Origin of the sequence: Actinomadura sp. HBU206391 (assembly GCF_014323665.1) — a bacterium.
Taxonomy (GTDB): Bacteria; Actinomycetota; Actinomycetes; order Streptosporangiales; family Streptosporangiaceae; genus Actinomadura_C.
This window is the reverse complement of the sequence record NZ_JABVEB010000032.1, coordinates 36,454-51,348: the sequence shown is the minus strand read 5'-3', so window position 1 is coordinate 51,348 and position 14,895 is coordinate 36,454. Positions and strand designations below refer to the sequence as shown.

The window sequence follows — 14,895 nt, the reverse complement described above, 5'->3', positions numbered from 1 at the left end:
GCTGATTGTGACGGTCACCGCTTCATATCGACATCGCAGGAGCGGGCGCCACCAGTCCGGCGCATATGGCGATCAATACGAGGCCGCTGATCGTGCGGCGGCGATGTACCACCAAGCCGCACGCGGGAATGGTCCCGGCGCGCATGATGTCGCTCACACCCGCAGACCGACAGGGCCCAGCCGAGAATCGGCATGTCGCCAACCTCGAAAGGTCGGGGAATGGGCCTGCTCTTGGGTCCGGGGGCTCTGGGGCATTTTGTGCGCTGGTGAATATGGTCTCGGCGGAGGTGTGCCGTGCCAATCGCAGGCGGGGGAACGAAGGTCCGCGCCGCGTCCTCGTCCGACCGGGGTGAGGGGACGCTGTCGTACCTGGCGGTCGTGCTGCTCGTGGTGACGGTCGTGACCGCGCTGGTGATGTCCCGGGTGCCGGGCGGGGTGACCGACCACATCCAGGACGCGGTGTGCCGGGTCGGCGACGCCGAGTGCGCCGACCCCCGACCCGGCGCCGATGTCGGGCCTGGCGCCGAACCGGTTGATGGATCGCTCGTTGAGCCGGGTGCCGGCGTCGACGACCGGCGCGACGCCGAAACGGCGTACGTGCCGTCGGGTCCGCCGCCCGATGGCGCAGCGTCCCCGGACGAGCCGGCCGACACCTACTGGAGCTGTGGTTGGGGGCAGGAGTTCTGCGACTTCGGCCAGGGCATCTACCGCGGCACCTGGGACATCGTGACCGGCACCTGGGACGGGGTGACGTTCATCGGCTGCCTGGTCCACATCTGCAGCCATGGGGCGTTCAAGGACGGCTGGAGCGGCATCGGCAGCCTGTTCACCACCAACCCCATCGACACCCTCAAGTCGATGTGGGACGACTCCACCAAGGACATCCGCGAGGACTGGAACAACGACCACCACGGCACCGCCGCCGGCCGAGCCGTGCCCGCCGTCCTCGGCATGGTCGGCGGCGTCGGCTGGTTCGGCAGAGGAACCAAACTACTCAAAAGCCTGCGCCGTACCGACCACGCCGACACCGACAGGGGCGATGCGGACGCGACACGGAAGGCGGGCGACGAGTACGACCGGAGTCAGCACGACCCGGATCGCCGCGATCTTGACGCGAATTATCCTCCGACCGAGAAAGAAGTGGAACTTCGAGAGCGGGAGGTAGCGTGGGATGAACCGCTTCTCTACAAGGATGGCAAACGTCGCGAAAACGACGTGTATAAAATCCATTTCAAGGATGATAGCGATGCTGTTTATAAGCCACAGGTCAGCGAGACATCGGCTGACCGCAAGAGCATCCCTAAGGGCGGGCTTGCTTATCGCGAAGTCGCGGCGTATCGGTTGAGCGAGCTTCTCGGCTGGGACCTGGTACCGACCACGACTTTGTGGAGTGGACCGAAAGGGATAGGCTCTTTGCAAGATTTTGTCGATAAGACGGACGGCAGCTTCCTTCCGCATTCTTATACCCGCCTGGACCAAGATCGGATGGCGGCATTTGACTACATCATCGGAAACACCGATCGACATAGGGGCAATTATCTCACGGTATTGGATGGGCGCATCAAAGCCGTTGATCATGGGCTTTCGTTCCCGGAGGATTCACAGGGCTACATCCGCTCTAACTTTTTGGCGGAATATATGGAGCGCCCGCCCCACGAACGTCAGCTCAGCCCCGAAGTGATTGCAGACATCAAGGCGATCGACATCGCCGAACTGCGCCGCATGCTGCGTGGATCCGGCCTTAGCCCAGGCGCGGTGGACGGAGCACTGGATCGACTGAATGAGCTGCGAAGCCGAGGAGAGATCACCGGCGAGGCATGGCGGGGCGCTATCCTCGATGTTAATTTTGAGACTGTGAGGAAACCTCTGCAATGAACGAAGAGGTACCAACACGAGTGGTTCTTTATTCGGCTCTCTCCGGCTCCGGAAGACCGGTGGCAGAATTCATCTGGAATCCTGAGGCAGGCGTTTCTCTCCATGTCATAGATCCACAAATAGGCTCTCTTGCTCAGGATTTCTATGACCAGGGCGTACCGCTCGATCGGGAGTGCCGGAGCGTCGGCCGTGATGAATCCGAAACGTTCATGCGGACACTCTTGGAACCCCGACAGATGACTTACTACCTTTTCGTGGACGAGAGCGATCGTGACTCAACGACTATGGACGATTGAGCGGTTACACGGTCGGCGGCCCTCGACGGGGACCCGTTCGTCGACGCCGTGGAACATGCCAGACGGACGAGCCGGTCGGCCTGGATGTGCTACTCAAGCGGTTGCGCATCCAAACCACCGGCCGCTCGTTGTGGCCGCCCGGTCCTGGTCCGGAAAAGACTGTGTTGATCACCGTGCGATGATCTCTCCATCGCCCGCCCTGCGCGGGGGAGCAACGGCGCCGGCAGCTCCCATTCCACATCGGTCAGATCATGACGCTTTAGGCGCTCCTCATTCATCGCTGTGGTCTACTAGAAATCAGAGATCAAGATCCACGGGACACGCCCTAAGTCGGGTGCAGGTTCGCCGCCGATCACCTCGCGCGTATGGAGTCGCGCTTTCTGACCCGAGAACCTTGGTGGCGTCCAGCTATCCGCAGGAGTGGACAAGATTTATTCAAAGACAATGGTAGCAGGAAAGTCTTCTATCGTCACTTTGACCATTGCAAGAGGAGTGACTTTATCGTATGCTCTATATTCCTCGGGGCGAGGAAGTGCAGGCCCGGGCCACCCTTCGGGCGCTTCACCGCCGAACGATTCAAAATCGACCTTTCTGACGATATAAACATATCCCTCAAGATCTTCCAGGCCCTCGGTCAGGCTGGCTTTATCTACAATGAACTCAGTCTCCCCGTTGGCATTCTCCTTATATCTGAACCTTGCTCGTTTCTTGAATAGCGCCATAAAAATGGGGACGTCGTAGCACGTGCCCGCGCAAACCGCAGGCTTTCCGTCCGGATACTTATTGAGATCCTTGTCCAACCAGTTCATCTGGCGCGGTTCCAGCTCAGTCAAACGCGTAGGCGACCCGTGATAAAGGACCGTATCGCCATACTGCTTGCTGAGCTGCTCGAGTGCTTGCCTTCCGGCCAGTTCAAGTAGAATGGGCTTTTCTGTCGGAGTGTCACGTCGAGGCTTTACCTCATCGACGCGCTTACCGGCTTTCCCTGCCTTGCCGACTTTTCCGATCTTAGTGATCCCCTTTCCGCCAAATATTACGCTGGCCACAGAAGGTGCCGCCCGGGTTACGGCTCGAAGCTTGCGCTCGTTATTCCAGTCGTCGCGGATCGGTTTGGTAGCTTCATCGAGCATCGAAGAACCGGTATCAACGGGGTTGGTCGTGAATAGTTTGTAAATACTTACCCAGCTACTTTTGAAATCGGAATGCTTACAAAGATTATGCGCCAGGCAGCCCCCGAGTCTCACTCCATCCCAGATGTCTTTGAAGGTGTCCCAGACGCCAAGGCGCACGCCGTCGACGACCTGGCAGAATCGGTCAGCCCACGTCCAGCAGTTACCGTCGCCCCCTTTGCCGGGATTTGTGGATTGCGCGGTTTTGTACCGGTCTGCGCTAGTGTTTCCGAGGCCTGAAAAAGAGCCTTCGGGTTGACAATTCTGGTGGAAAATCAGGCATAGGGCCGCATCAGGGCCTGTGGAGAGACGGGTGGGCACGCCGGACGCGAAAAAGGCGCCAACAAGGACCGCGAACAATGTACAGAGCGCCAGATAAGACACGGCCCCCTCACCACGATCGGTCGCGGTCGATCGTGACCGCCGCCGGCGCTTACGCGTGTGCCCATAGGTCAAGGCCTCCACCCCCCACTGTTAAAATTAGCAATCGATAATTCGGTTTGAAAGGGTTTCAAGGCCCATCTAAAATTGGGTCTCCCCGTCCACTTGGGACAGCACCGCTACCGGTCGATAAGTCTTCTACCAAACAGTTCGCCGTCACATCGTCACTGAGGTGATCCCAGTAAGGGAGCCACCGACGCAGCGACAGGGAGACGCGGAGGATGTGCGGAAGGCTGTATGGACGGCGCATGACGAGGCGCGGAATGCTGAAAGCGGCGCCACCGACGATCCAAACCGACAGAACAAGGAGGCCGCATGCAAAGCCGCCACGCGCCTGACTAATCCGAGCCACCGCCCGCACCGCGGGGGTACGCGAACGTAAGAAAGAGAAACTTCGTTAATGGCATGCTGAGCGAGGAGGCCGTGGCAACCGTCCGTGAGATGCATGCCATTCGAGAACTGTGAGATCAGGTGGCAGGGAACCGGCCGATTCACCGCCGCCTCTCCCCGATTCACCGCCAAGTTGCCTCGAATCGGCACAGCGTCACCGGGATCCGATAGGCCGACACTCCGATGCCACGCGGTAAACTGGCAGATGGTGAATCGGGAGCGATGAATTCGCGCCGAGCGAGGACCTCTGCGAGCCGAGCGATAGTCGGATATTCATAAAGGAGGGTGTGCGATAGAGACGCCCCAACGAGCCGTTCGAGCGCACCGGCGACCGCGTCGCGCCGCGCGAGGTCAACCCAAACTTGTCCAGTGTCCGGTCCGGGTCGACGTCCGTTGGTGGCATAGGGCACCGGGCTCGCCACGCTTCGATCAGGAAACGGCGAATCTCCGGTTCTCCGGGTCGGCCACGCCCAGCTCCGTCAGGCGCTGTAGCCGCCATTTTAGCTACCTCCGTTACGAGCAGTGACGTCGAAGCAGACGCCAAGATGAACACGATCTTCCCCGGGAATCCCCGCACCTACTAGGCGTAGATCTTCTATATCCTGGTCACTCCCGATAACTGTCTCGCCACGAGCCTGATGAAGCCATCGCTGTGCTGCAGGAAGAAACTAGTGACTTAAGACAGGCCTACAGAAGGGCCCCAGGACCTAGATTTAGGGCCCCGGCCGGAGGTGAGCGCGACGGGGATAATCGGCAATGCGTCAGTGGAATATTGCCCATCCAAAGGACCGGCGAGGCTGGCGCTGCCCAAACTATGGAATTGCGCCTGATCCTGAGTGCAACGACCCCACGCTCGAATATTCGGTTACGGGTCGTGGCTGCGGTTTCGCTGCTGAGGTGCTGCTTGGGTTGAGAGCATCACGAGATGGTGTTCTTCCTGGTGTATCTAATCGTCCGGAAGTTGCTGGGTCTCGTGCTGATCATCTGGCGCAGTGGGTTGTCCAAGGACGTCGAGTTACTCGTGCTCCGTCGTGAGAACGCATATTGCGCCGCCAGGTCCTGCGCCTCCGGTACCAGCCGGCCGACCGGATCTGATTCGCGGCACTGTCCCGGCTTCTCCCTCGCCCCCGCTGTGGCGCATGGCCCCTCCGTACTCCGCGATCTTGCACCTACTCGTTGATCAAGCCTCCGAAGACCTGGCGGCGTTCGATCGGCCGGTCGGCAGGCGGATCACGTCTGCGCCATCGGCGGGAGCTCGAAGGTCCGGGGATCGGTGCGGCCTGTGCCGGTTGTAGTGGGCGGCGTACTCGGTCCGCATCGTCCGCAGATGCCGCTCCCCGAAGATCAGCATCCGGTCCGTGCACTCAAACGCACTGTGCGTACCCACCGCTCTGCAAACGCGTTCGCGTGAGGCGACCCAGGGCGGGATCTTGATCACTCTTATGTCGCCACCAGCCATGACGTCATCGAAGACCCGCGTGGACTTGGCGTCCGGGTCGCGGACCAGGAACCAAAACCCGCCAGCCCGCTCCCCCAGATCGACCAACAGGTTTCAAGCCTGCTGAGCAACCCACGCTCCATCCGGGCGGTCACCCCAAGGACGTGGACGAACCGCGTCCGGCCTCGACCACGAAGAAGACAAGAAGCGACGCAGCATCACGGTGTCAACCGAGAAGAAATCGCATGCCCGCGTGCTGCCCGCCTGGGCGCCCGCCGTCACCCGCCGGGCGTCCGCCTGCCCCCATCCCCAGGGCCCGCCGCCACCGGCGGCTCCGACCAACCTCGAGCATGCCGAACAGGCCGCCCTCACGCATCTGAACCTGGACGGCGCGGTGATCCGCACCGACCGGGTGAGCACGCCAGGCGGACCTGTGGTGGTCGGGCAAGCACAAACACCATGGCGGCAACGTCCAGGTCGTGTCCATGCCCGACGACTGGCCGTTGTGGGTATAAGACGCACGGCCCGGTCGTGAGCACGACACCACCTGTGCCAAGGCCGCCGAAGAACTGATTCCGCAGCTGGAAGCGGCCGAGCGCTGCGGTATGCCCACCCTGACCGACCTGGGATATGAGAACCTCAGCAAACTCCCTGCTCAAGTCCAGCTTCAAAGCCATGCGCCGCGTCAGCCTCGATTCCTGGCGCATCGGCGCCATCGCCAAAGCCGCACTCGTCTTGCTCCACCTCGAACACGACCGCAGCCTCTATGCTCCATAATCGGTGTCATGCGCGAGATAACGGATTCAGCCCAAAGGCCCATGCGTCGGCGGCCATGGTGGAGGGTCTTGATTTCTGGATATGCCACAGTTGCGATGAGCATTTCGGCGGGCTGCACGGGTCAGGTTCCCGAGCAGACCGACTCGCCCCGCGACATCACCATCGACTCGCCCCGCGACATCACCGCCGGCCTCCCTGGCTTCACTCAAGTCCATTCAATGGCTTTCAGCCCCGACGGAAAGACGCTGGCCAGCGGCGGAGAAGGCGGGAACGTCTGGTTGTGGGACGTGGCCAGCCAGCGGAACACCGTAAAATTGATCATGCCCAAACGGAGCAGGACTTCGTTGGTGGTCCATTCGGTGGCGTTCAGCCCCGATGGGAAGATCTTGGCCAGCGGCGGATACGCAGACAACTCCAAGGGTGCAGTCCGATCCAGCGGGGAGGTCCGGTTGTGGGACCTGTCCAGACACCGGAGTATCAGCACTCTCGCCCTCCCCGACCGCCGCGGATCCTGGACGGACTTCGAATCGGTGGCGTTCAGCCCCGACGGCAAGACCGTCGCAGCCGGAGGTGAACAACACACGTGTTGCGCCGACGGAAGCAGGGCCTACGGAAAGATCTGGTTGTGGGACGTGTCCAGCCGCCGAAACACCGGCGCATTCACCATTCCGTCGTCTTCCCTCACTCGTCTCAGCAGGGTTAACTCCGTGGCATTCAGCCCCGACGGCAAGATCCTGGCCACCGCCGGCTTTGTCAGCACAGAAGGCGGGGAGGTGCGGTTGTGGAACGTGGCCAGCCGCCGGAGCGTCCTTATCCTCCGCACTCGTCTTGGCGAGTTCGATTCGGTGGCGTTCAGCCCCGACGGCAAAACCCTCGCGATCGGCGGAGACGCGGACTCCGGTCCTGGCGCCGGGGCAGTCCGGTTGTGGGACGTCGCCGGCCATCGACACACCGCTACCCTCCCTATCCCTGAAAGCACCTTCGATCGGGTGACGTTCAGCCCTGACGGCAAGACCTTGGCCAGCGCAGACACCGGATATGTTCGGTTGTGGGACGTGACCGGCCGGCGAAGGGTCGCCATGATTTCCGGCCCTAAACCCGGATATACCAGATTTGACGGCTCAGTAAGGTCTGCGACGTTCAGCCCCGACGGCAAGACCCTGGCTATTGGTGGGTTCGGAATCGGATTGTGGCACCGCCGCTAAGAGCTCATCTCATGTGGTGTGATCGGTAGTCTGCCGCTCGTGGTGATGGTCGAGCGCATGGTGCCGGATGAGTTGTAGGAGATGTTCCTGCAGGTAGGCGTAGGCCGTGGACTTGCTGATGTGGTTATCGGCTCACAACTGCAGCAGCCGGGTAGCGTCCAGGAACCGGCGGATGACCAGCACGGCCTGCTTGAACGGGCCCAACGCCCGGGTCCCCTTCCTGGCGCCCAGCACCTGCCTGTGCGCAACCAGCAGCCGGGCAAACTCCACGACGGACTGTCAAGCCCCGGGTTTGGTGGAGAGTTGGTTAGCTGGTTTCCAGGGGTGCGCTGACCGGGTGGGTCATCGCGTGTAGTGCCTGGTGTTCGGCGGGCGGGATGTGCCCGAGCTCGTCGTGCTGCCGCCGGTTGTTGTACCAATCGATGTACTCCACGGTGGCCATCTCCAGGTCTTCGAGCCCGCGCCAGGGGCCCTTGTTGCGGACGAGTTCGGCCTTGTACAGGGAGTTGAACGCCTCGGCCATCGCGTTGTCTTAGAAGTCGCCCTTGGACCCGACCGAGGCGACGGCGCCGGCCTCGGCGAGCCGCTGGCTGTGGCGAATCGCCCGATCTTGGATTCCCCTGTCGGAGTGGTGGACCAGTCCGCCCAGGTCAGCGCCCTGACTCTCGCGGCGCCACACTGCCATCTTCAGCGGGTCGAGGGCCAGGTCGGTGTAGAGGCTGGTGGCGACCTGCCAGCCGACGATCAGCCGGGAGTACACCTCCAGCACGAACGCGGCGTACACCCAGCCCGCGCTCGTGCGCACGTAGGTCAGGTCCGCGACCCACAGCTGGTTCGGGCGTACCGCGGTGAAGTCGCGTTTGACCAGGTCACCGGGGCGTACGGTTTCGGCCGCGGGCCGGGTCGTGCGGGGTGAGGTGTCGCGCAGCAGCCCGCGCAGCCCGCACTGGCGCATGAGCCGCTCGACGGTGCACCGAGCCACCGGCACGCCACGGCGGTGCAGCTCGTGCCACACCTTGCGGGCGCCGTAGACGCCGTAGTTGTCCGCGTGGACCTGTTCGATCGTCTCGGTCAACTCGCTGTCGCGGATCGACCGGGCCGAGGCGGGGCGGGTCTTGGCGGCGTAGTAGGTCGACGGTGCGATCTCGGCCGGCGTCTGCGCGAGCGCCCGCAGGACCGGCTGGACACCGTGTTCCTCCCGCTGAGAGTCGACGAACTCGACCTTCATCGCGACGGACGGTCCAGCTCCGCCGCGAAGAAAGACGCCGCGGACTTCAGGATCTGGTTCGCCGCCGCAGCTCACGATTCTCCCGTTCGAGGGCGGCGATGCGCTCGGCATCGCTGCTGGTGATGCCCGGCCGGTCACCGGCATCGGTCTCGGCCCGCTTCACCCACATACGCAACGCCTCGGGATGGATCCCGAGCTGGTCAGCGATCCGCCGGATCGCTCCCACCGCGCCGGCCGGATCCCGGCGGGCCTCGACCGCCAACCGGGTCGCACGCTCACGCAGCTCGTCGAGGTACTTCTCCGGTGCGGGCATCGCCGGTGTTCCTCCCAGATTTCGATGTCTCCATCAAACCCGGTGCGGGACACCCTGTTACCGCTCATCGGGATTTGTGGGCGGTCACCTCTGAAACAACGGAGAGCTTGCTGAGATATCCACGGTGCTCATACGCAGAAGAGCAGGGATGGTACTGCCTTATCGAGCCAGTCCCAAAAGGGGTCGCCTGGCCGCTCGGAGGTGCCGTTGATGCTCGACAGCGCGACCCAGGGGACGTCGTGGGCATCGCGGTCGGCCATGTCCAGGAAGTAGGCCTCAGCGGCGGAGTCACACGTGCAGAACCGTATCCAGCGGTCGAACTCGCCGTTCACCGCGCGGACGAAGTCCTCGTCCTGGCCGTAGTCGCTGGGGTCTTCTCCTTCGTAGTCCGCGAGGGTCGAGACGCCGAGCGTCGTGGTGAAGCGGTCCAGGCGCAGATCGAAGTCGAACGACGTGAGGGAGGCATGGACCGCGGCGAGGTCACGAACGCCCGGGGGGAGCGGCTCATCCAGCAGGGGAACGACGTCGGTCGGGCCGAGGCTGGTCGGGGCCGTCCCCCACAGCACGGCCAGGGAGTCCGACCCCGTGTACGGCGCCAGGTCCTTCAGGTCGCGCGGCAACTCCCCATTACGGTCGGCGAGGTGCAGATACCCGAGCAGGTACCTGCCCTCCATCGCGACCAACGCCAGCCCGAGTACCTCCGCGCGCAGCGCCGCGAGGAAGCCCGGGCAGTACCTGGCGACCGGCGCCCACACGTGTTCTAGGGCGTCGGCAAGGCCCGCGCCGGCCGGTATGCCCCACGGAGAGTCCACGGCGAACGGGACGTCGCCGGCGCCGCCCAGCAGCAGAAGCCCCCGCAGTTCTGCCGTCTCCGCGGCCTTGAGGGTTCCCGACCATTCGTGCCCCAACAGCCTCAGCCGGGTGTCGCTCCGCAGCAACTGTTCGACGCCGCGTGGGTCGCCGTCGGCCAGCACTGTCCGCCACATGCGGTTGGCCTCGTCGATGTCCATGAGTGCGATCCTCTCTTTCGACGCCTCAGGGGCCGAGTGTAAAGGTGGTGCCGCACTCGTTGACTGTGGTGGGCGTAGCGGCCGCCAGCCTTCGATGAGTTCTTCAACTCGAAGCGATCACCGGCCCGCCCACAATAATCCGGACTCTGTCTCACTTTCTGCTCTGTCTCACCACCGTCGAGCGGCTCGGGGAGTCGTTCCTGGTCGTGCGATCGGAGCTTGGCGAAGGCGCGCATCACTCCGAGATGAGCTTCGTCATCGGACGCAGTGACCCGAACGACGTCTACGTCGCGCTGTACCAAGACGACAGCGGTGTATGCCGGCAGTTCGCCATGACCTTCGACGGCGGGCACTGGACCATGACCCGCGAGGACCCGGACTTCCACCACTTCATCGCCGACGTCGAGAAGGGTCGCATCCACGGACGTTGGGAGGCCTCCGAGGACGAGGGCAAGACCTGGCGTAAGGACTTCGACCTCACCTTCGAGCGGGCCTGATCCGGCATCTCGCGGTCACCGTCGAGATGCGCGCTGTCGCTTGCGATTTATGAGTTTCTACTGGTGACGAGCGTGGTGTCGTGAGTTGGGGACGGCCACGGCGCAGATCCTTCGAAGTCGACCAAAGAATAGGAGGTGTGAGCGCGCGGTGATCTTCCGTGTGCCGGCCGAGGAGGATATGCCGCTCGATACCGGGTCTGGCCTTAAGCCGCGATAAGAGTGGAGAGCTCAATCCGAGTTATCCACGTAACTGTCACGCGTTCTTGTCGGTGACACGTGAGCGTCGCGCTATCTCGTGAAGAGGCAGAACGGATGTCCGGATCGGTGAAGACCCGCACATCCTCTTGGGGCTGGAACTCTGCCAGCGTGGCGCCGGCCGCGATGGCGTGGGCACACGCGGCCGCGAGATCGTTCACTTGGAAGTCGAGGTGGAGCATCATCTGCTGCTCGTCGTCCTGTGTGGGCCATGCCGGACGGCGGTATTCCGCTTCCGTCTGGAAGGACAGCCGGGTCCCTTTGTTCGGTCCCTCGATCGATATCCAGTCAGGCTGGCCCTCGACGACCGACCACCCCCTGGTCCGCCACCAAGGCTTCTCCGTCTTGGTCACCACGGGGCAGAGAGCCCAGGCCGGTGTGGTCGAGGAGGATCTGAACGGATCATTCGGCGGTGCCAGTGCCGGACCCGACCACCGCACATCATTGGTGTATAGCCGCCGGATGCGCGTATGCTCCACGGTCAGCGGAAGGCGACGTCGAAGCTATGCAGCCTCGGCGGCCTCCCCCGTCAATCCGGTCTCTACGACCATGGGTGCCCGTGGGACGCCCTTGATAACGCGACTTGTTAGGACTTTGCTAAGCCCCGACCGGTGCGCAGTCGCTCGGAGTGAACCGCACCTTCTCCTTGCCGATTGGCACTCCCGCACCGCGATCTGATGGCGCGGGCCGAGGATCTCGATATCTTTGCGAGGGGGCGGAGCGCCGGCAGCCGTGAGATGGTGAGGGTATGGTCGTTTCGGTGAGCCAGGCGTCGATGCGCACGACGTTCGATGCGGGTGCGATGAGGAGTTGTTGCGGGTGAGTCTTCCCCAGGATCGGAACGGACCAGACCTGCCTACTCCTGATCTGAGGTTGCGTACCCTTCGGGCATGCCAAAGATAGATCTGTCGGAGCTCTATGCCGAAGTCGAGTCTCGGGCGTTTCCCAAATCCTGGACCAACTGGGAGCACCGAGACCTGACCGTCACCAGCAACGCTGGTGGCCACTCGGTCGTCCTTGCAGAGTCCGGAGAGTTCTGGGATGACGACGACGGATCAGCGTTCAAGGTGGCCTGGGAGGAACTGGAGCCGCTGTACCGCGGCTACGTGGCCGCGGCCACCACCGCCTGGGGTAAGCCTCGTCAGGTGGATATCACGCACCGGCTCGCGAGAGGTGAGTCATCGCCCTTTACGGAGCTGTTGTTGATGCAGGGTGTCATCAAGATGCCCTTCTGGAATCGCGGCGAACGTGCGCTCGGTCTGGCCATCTGCCAGACGGACAAGGAAACCGCGATCCAAGTGATCGCTGTTGTCGTGCCAGGACGCGAACTAAGAGCCGGCTGATAGCGCGCCGACTTGGGCGAGTGCCGGCTCGCCTTCGATGAGGGCGTTGATGAGCTGGTTGCGGGCGTCTCCGGCGTCGTCGATGGCTTGCTCGTACCGGTCAGGTGAGTGGCCGTTCCTCTTTCTTCCCTGGAGTTCAGTATTCCAGCGCAGTGCTGTTGGTCTGTGGTCAGGGCCGGGGACACGGTAGGTGGAGGGCCGTGGCTGCGATCCGGCCGGCGACCGGGCACGGGAACGGTTCGGTACCCATGTGGGCGCCGGTGCGGTGTAGCGGCGTCCACGGTGGCCCGGTTTAGATACCGGCGGCGGCGAGGTGCGCGCGGAGCGCCCTGCTACTCATCCCGAAGGTGTCCTCGTCGATGGTGATGGTGACCAGCCACCGGTTCGACAGCGTCCACGGGAGGACGCGAGCCCGTCGACCCCGCCGAGCCCCGCACGGTAGACCGCGGTGATCCGCTTCTTGGCAGCGAGGAATACTCCGAGGCGTTCGAGTTGGGCGCAGCCGATCGCCGCGGCGAGGTTGGACAGCCGGTAGTCGTAGCCGACCTGGCCGTGCTGATACTCGGTGGGGTGGTCGCGGGCCTGGCCGATGAGATAACGGCGCGCGCTGCGATCTCGGGGTCGTCGGTGACGATGGCGCCGCCTCCGCCCGGCGTAGCCGACGCGGGTTCCGTTCACGCCCTAAAGGGTTCCGCATAGCCCCCCTTCATCGGAACAGTTCGCGGAACAACTAAACGGAACACCCTGATCTGGGACGGCGGTCCGGCCGGCTGGTGTTCCGGTGGAGGATCCCCATACGGAACAAACCCCGGTCTGCCACGGACTCGCGTACAAACCGCCGGGGCGGGTGGGGCCGTCGTCTCCACCGCCATGCCGCCGATACCGTCACTGATCTGTTACTCAGCGCTTACCACTATTCCTCGGCTAAATAGTCCCAGCATCCCAATCAAGATCGTTCAGGTTCGGAGCACGTCCACCTGAGGGAGGTCGCGGTGCCGGTGGTGCGCGTCGGTGATCCCAGCGAGGTTGTGCCTGCCGAGAGCCCGATAAGCCGCAACGAGTAGCTCGTGCGCCTGACGCTCTCGTTCGGCGTCTCCCTCACTGGCCCAGTGCAGGTCACGCCCGAGAGTGAGGGCGCTGGCCGGATCCCCGGCAGCGCAGCGCTGCAGGGCCTCGGTTACCCACGAGGCGACCACACCAGGATCCCCGGTCAGCTGTTTGTGCAGGTTGGTGCCACCAGTCGTAGCGGTCATAGGGACGTTGTCGGCCGCGCGGAACAACCGACTCACCGTCGGCCAGCGCCCCACCACCGTCCAGGGTCTCGAAAAGGCTCGGGTCGCCGTCCTCGAGTACCTCGTCCCCGCCCCGGTACGTCTCGTGGTAGGCCCTGCCCTCCTCGGGCCGGTCACCGGTCTCGAAGGTCATCAAAACTCCCGCAGCGCCCGCAGCCCGAACCGCTCCTCCGCCAGGTTCGCAGCGATCGGCTCATCCTCGCCGGCCTCACTGTCGAGGTGAGCCTGACACCATTCGATCTGTTCGCGTACCGCCTCCAGCGGAGTGCCGGACGGCAGGCCGACGCCACCACCGTCGTTGTTGTAGTAGGACGCGACACCGGCGCAGGTACGGCCGTCGTCGTACCAAAGTCCGAAGTGCAGCCCATCGGTGCCGCCGTGCATGAAGGTCAAGAACTCGGGCGGATCCCGGTAGTAACGGCCGTGCACCCGAACGTCGAGACCCTCACGCGGCGGGCACACAGCGTCGTCGAACAGGTCCATGATCCCGTACGGTCGTAGTCCCGTGTCGTGGAGCGCACGCTGTTTGACCGGCCCGAGTGACAGCAGGAACAGCCAATACCGGAAGATCGAGTCAGGCAGCTCGATGCCCCAGTCGTCGGCGAACCGCCGCTCAATCGCGGCACGGTCCCGGGCCACCCGGGACTCGGCAGCCAACCGGACCGTCGGATCCGGCGGCTGATAAGTCGACCGCCAGACGGCGTAATCCCGCCCTTCGGCCGCCCCACGAGCGGCACACCGCCGCTCGCCGGCCAGCTCGCTCCGACTGGCCGGCCTCGTCCCGAAGATGGCCTTCAAGATTTGCTCCTCGGGCGTCAACTCGGACCAGGGATCGTCGGTGGGGTTACGATCGCCGTGGCGTCTATCGGCCACAAAGCCCGGAAACCAGAAGTCGTCATCGCCGTACACCACTGCGGCGGCATCGGCCGGAGGCAACGGGACAACCTCCCGGTCGAACCAGGCCAAAGCGACCGACCGGAGCTGACTCACCCGCTCGTCCACAAGTGAGACGTGGCGGCAGTACGCGTCCCACTCCCCGGCCAAGTCCTCTTCGGACTCATCGACCAGTTCGTAGAAAAACGCCAGCTTCTCTCTGTCGGCCAACCTGTCGTGGTCATTATCGACCTCCGCCCGGAGAGCGGAAATCACTTCCTCGTCCGACTTGCCCTCAAGCCACCTGGGTAGTGCCACGCGGGCGAGCCTACTGTCCACGGTCAGACCCTTGAGGCGACCGGCGGATCGTCCCGATCGCGGTGGCGCCGATGCGCTCAAGCCAAGTCGGCGGACGAAGGGCCGGGGGAATAAGACCGGCATGGTCTGCGGTGGCGCGGCCGGATAACCGCGCAACGTGCCTCATCCGAGGTCG

11 protein-coding genes, 3 pseudogenes and 1 other annotated feature are annotated in these 14,895 nt (G+C 63.6%); of the genes and pseudogenes, 6 read left to right on the top strand and 8 right to left on the bottom strand.

Translation table 11 applies throughout. The annotated features are described in order from the left end of the window. The first annotated feature begins 378 nt into the window (after positions 1-378). Positions 379-1,875, top strand: coding sequence for a hypothetical protein (locus tag HKK72_RS13795; protein ID WP_187234737.1), 1,497 nt, complete (start codon positions 379-381; stop codon positions 1,873-1,875). Next, the gene (locus HKK72_RS13790) at positions 1,872-2,171 is read left to right on the top strand and encodes a hypothetical protein (protein ID WP_187234736.1); all 300 of its coding nucleotides are present in this window, start codon (positions 1,872-1,874) and stop codon (positions 2,169-2,171) included. Before HKK72_RS13795 ends, HKK72_RS13790 begins: the two co-directional genes overlap by 4 nt. Before the next feature lie 431 nt (positions 2,172-2,602). Here the strand turns inward: HKK72_RS13790 and HKK72_RS13785 are convergent, their stop codons facing one another. Next, positions 2,603-3,724, bottom strand: coding sequence for a TMEM165/GDT1 family protein (locus HKK72_RS13785; RefSeq protein WP_187234735.1), 1,122 nt, complete (start codon positions 3,722-3,724; stop codon positions 2,603-2,605). Between the two features lie 2,210 nt (positions 3,725-5,934). On the opposite strand from HKK72_RS13785, the pseudogene HKK72_RS40925 reads away from it, so the two are divergent. Both HKK72_RS40925 and HKK72_RS13780 read left to right on the top strand, forming a co-directional pair. Continuing rightward, positions 5,935-6,386 (top strand): annotated as a pseudogene (locus HKK72_RS40925) (transposase family protein); the annotation flags it as partial. Between the two features lie 95 nt (positions 6,387-6,481). After that, complete coding sequence (locus HKK72_RS13780) at positions 6,482-7,591, top strand: WD40 repeat domain-containing protein (protein WP_187234734.1); 1,110 nt, start codon at positions 6,482-6,484, stop codon at positions 7,589-7,591. A 69-nt stretch (positions 7,592-7,660) separates the two neighbouring features. Here the strand turns inward: HKK72_RS13780 and HKK72_RS13775 are convergent. The 3 genes and pseudogenes from HKK72_RS13775 to HKK72_RS13765 form a co-directional block, all read right to left on the bottom strand. Continuing rightward, positions 7,661-7,861, bottom strand: a pseudogene (locus tag HKK72_RS13775) (IS5/IS1182 family transposase); the annotation flags it as partial. A 37-nt stretch (positions 7,862-7,898) separates the two neighbouring features. Beyond that, positions 7,899-9,132 (bottom strand): annotated as a pseudogene (locus tag HKK72_RS13770) (IS3 family transposase). Next, positions 8,727-8,858, bottom strand: a sequence feature (AL1L pseudoknot). It overlaps the preceding pseudogene by 132 nt. Before the next feature lie 128 nt (positions 9,133-9,260). Further along, positions 9,261-10,142 carry a hypothetical protein gene (locus HKK72_RS13765; RefSeq protein WP_222720670.1) on the bottom strand — a complete coding sequence of 294 codons (882 nt, stop codon included), beginning with the start codon at positions 10,140-10,142 and terminating at the stop codon, positions 9,261-9,263. A gap of 245 nt (positions 10,143-10,387) precedes the next feature. Here HKK72_RS13765 and HKK72_RS13760 point away from each other — a divergent pair, with 245 nt between their 5' ends. Beyond that, a complete protein-coding gene (locus HKK72_RS13760) occupies positions 10,388-10,639 on the top strand; it encodes a hypothetical protein (RefSeq protein WP_187234733.1) in 252 nt (83 codons plus the stop codon). A 203-nt stretch (positions 10,640-10,842) separates the two neighbouring features. Here HKK72_RS13760 and HKK72_RS13755 read toward each other — a convergent pair whose 3' ends face one another. Next, entirely contained in the window at positions 10,843-11,247 is a 405-nt protein-coding gene (locus HKK72_RS13755) for a VOC family protein (protein WP_222720669.1), read from the bottom strand. A gap of 537 nt (positions 11,248-11,784) precedes the next feature. Here HKK72_RS13755 and HKK72_RS13750 point away from each other — a divergent pair. Continuing rightward, positions 11,785-12,237, top strand: a complete 453-nt coding sequence (locus tag HKK72_RS13750) for a hypothetical protein (RefSeq protein WP_187234732.1) — start codon at positions 11,785-11,787, stop codon at positions 12,235-12,237. A gap of 336 nt (positions 12,238-12,573) precedes the next feature. On the opposite strand, the gene HKK72_RS13745 is transcribed toward HKK72_RS13750, so the two are convergent. The 3 genes from HKK72_RS13745 to HKK72_RS13735 form a co-directional block, all read right to left on the bottom strand. Beyond that, positions 12,574-12,915 (bottom strand): DegT/DnrJ/EryC1/StrS family aminotransferase, encoded by a 342-nt coding sequence (locus HKK72_RS13745; protein WP_187234731.1) that lies wholly within the window; start codon positions 12,913-12,915, stop codon positions 12,574-12,576. A gap of 278 nt (positions 12,916-13,193) precedes the next feature. Next, on the bottom strand, positions 13,194-13,490 hold the full coding sequence (locus HKK72_RS13740; protein WP_187234730.1) for a hypothetical protein: 297 nt from the start codon (positions 13,488-13,490) through the stop codon (positions 13,194-13,196). 171 nt (positions 13,491-13,661) lie between these two features. Then, a complete protein-coding gene (locus HKK72_RS13735) occupies positions 13,662-14,720 on the bottom strand; it encodes a DUF2228 domain-containing protein (protein WP_187234729.1) in 1,059 nt (352 codons plus the stop codon). Positions 14,721-14,895: the final 175 nt, after the last annotated feature.

What these genes read in the sequence shown, in the direction of transcription:
- HKK72_RS13790 (WP_187234736.1), top strand. Translation starts at nt 1,872, where the DNA reads ATGAACGAAGAGGTACCAACACGAGTGGTTCTTTATTCGGCTCTCTCC.
- HKK72_RS13765 (WP_222720670.1), bottom strand. Translation starts at nt 10,142, where the DNA reads ATGGACATCGACGAGGCCAACCGCATGTGGCGGACAGTGCTGGCCGAC.
- HKK72_RS13750 (WP_187234732.1), top strand. Translation starts at nt 11,785, where the DNA reads ATGCCAAAGATAGATCTGTCGGAGCTCTATGCCGAAGTCGAGTCTCGG.
- HKK72_RS13760 (WP_187234733.1), top strand. Translation starts at nt 10,388, where the DNA reads ATGAGCTTCGTCATCGGACGCAGTGACCCGAACGACGTCTACGTCGCG.
- HKK72_RS13740 (WP_187234730.1), bottom strand. Translation starts at nt 13,490, where the DNA reads ATGACCGCTACGACTGGTGGCACCAACCTGCACAAACAGCTGACCGGG.
- HKK72_RS13780 (WP_187234734.1), top strand. Translation starts at nt 6,482, where the DNA reads ATGAGCATTTCGGCGGGCTGCACGGGTCAGGTTCCCGAGCAGACCGAC.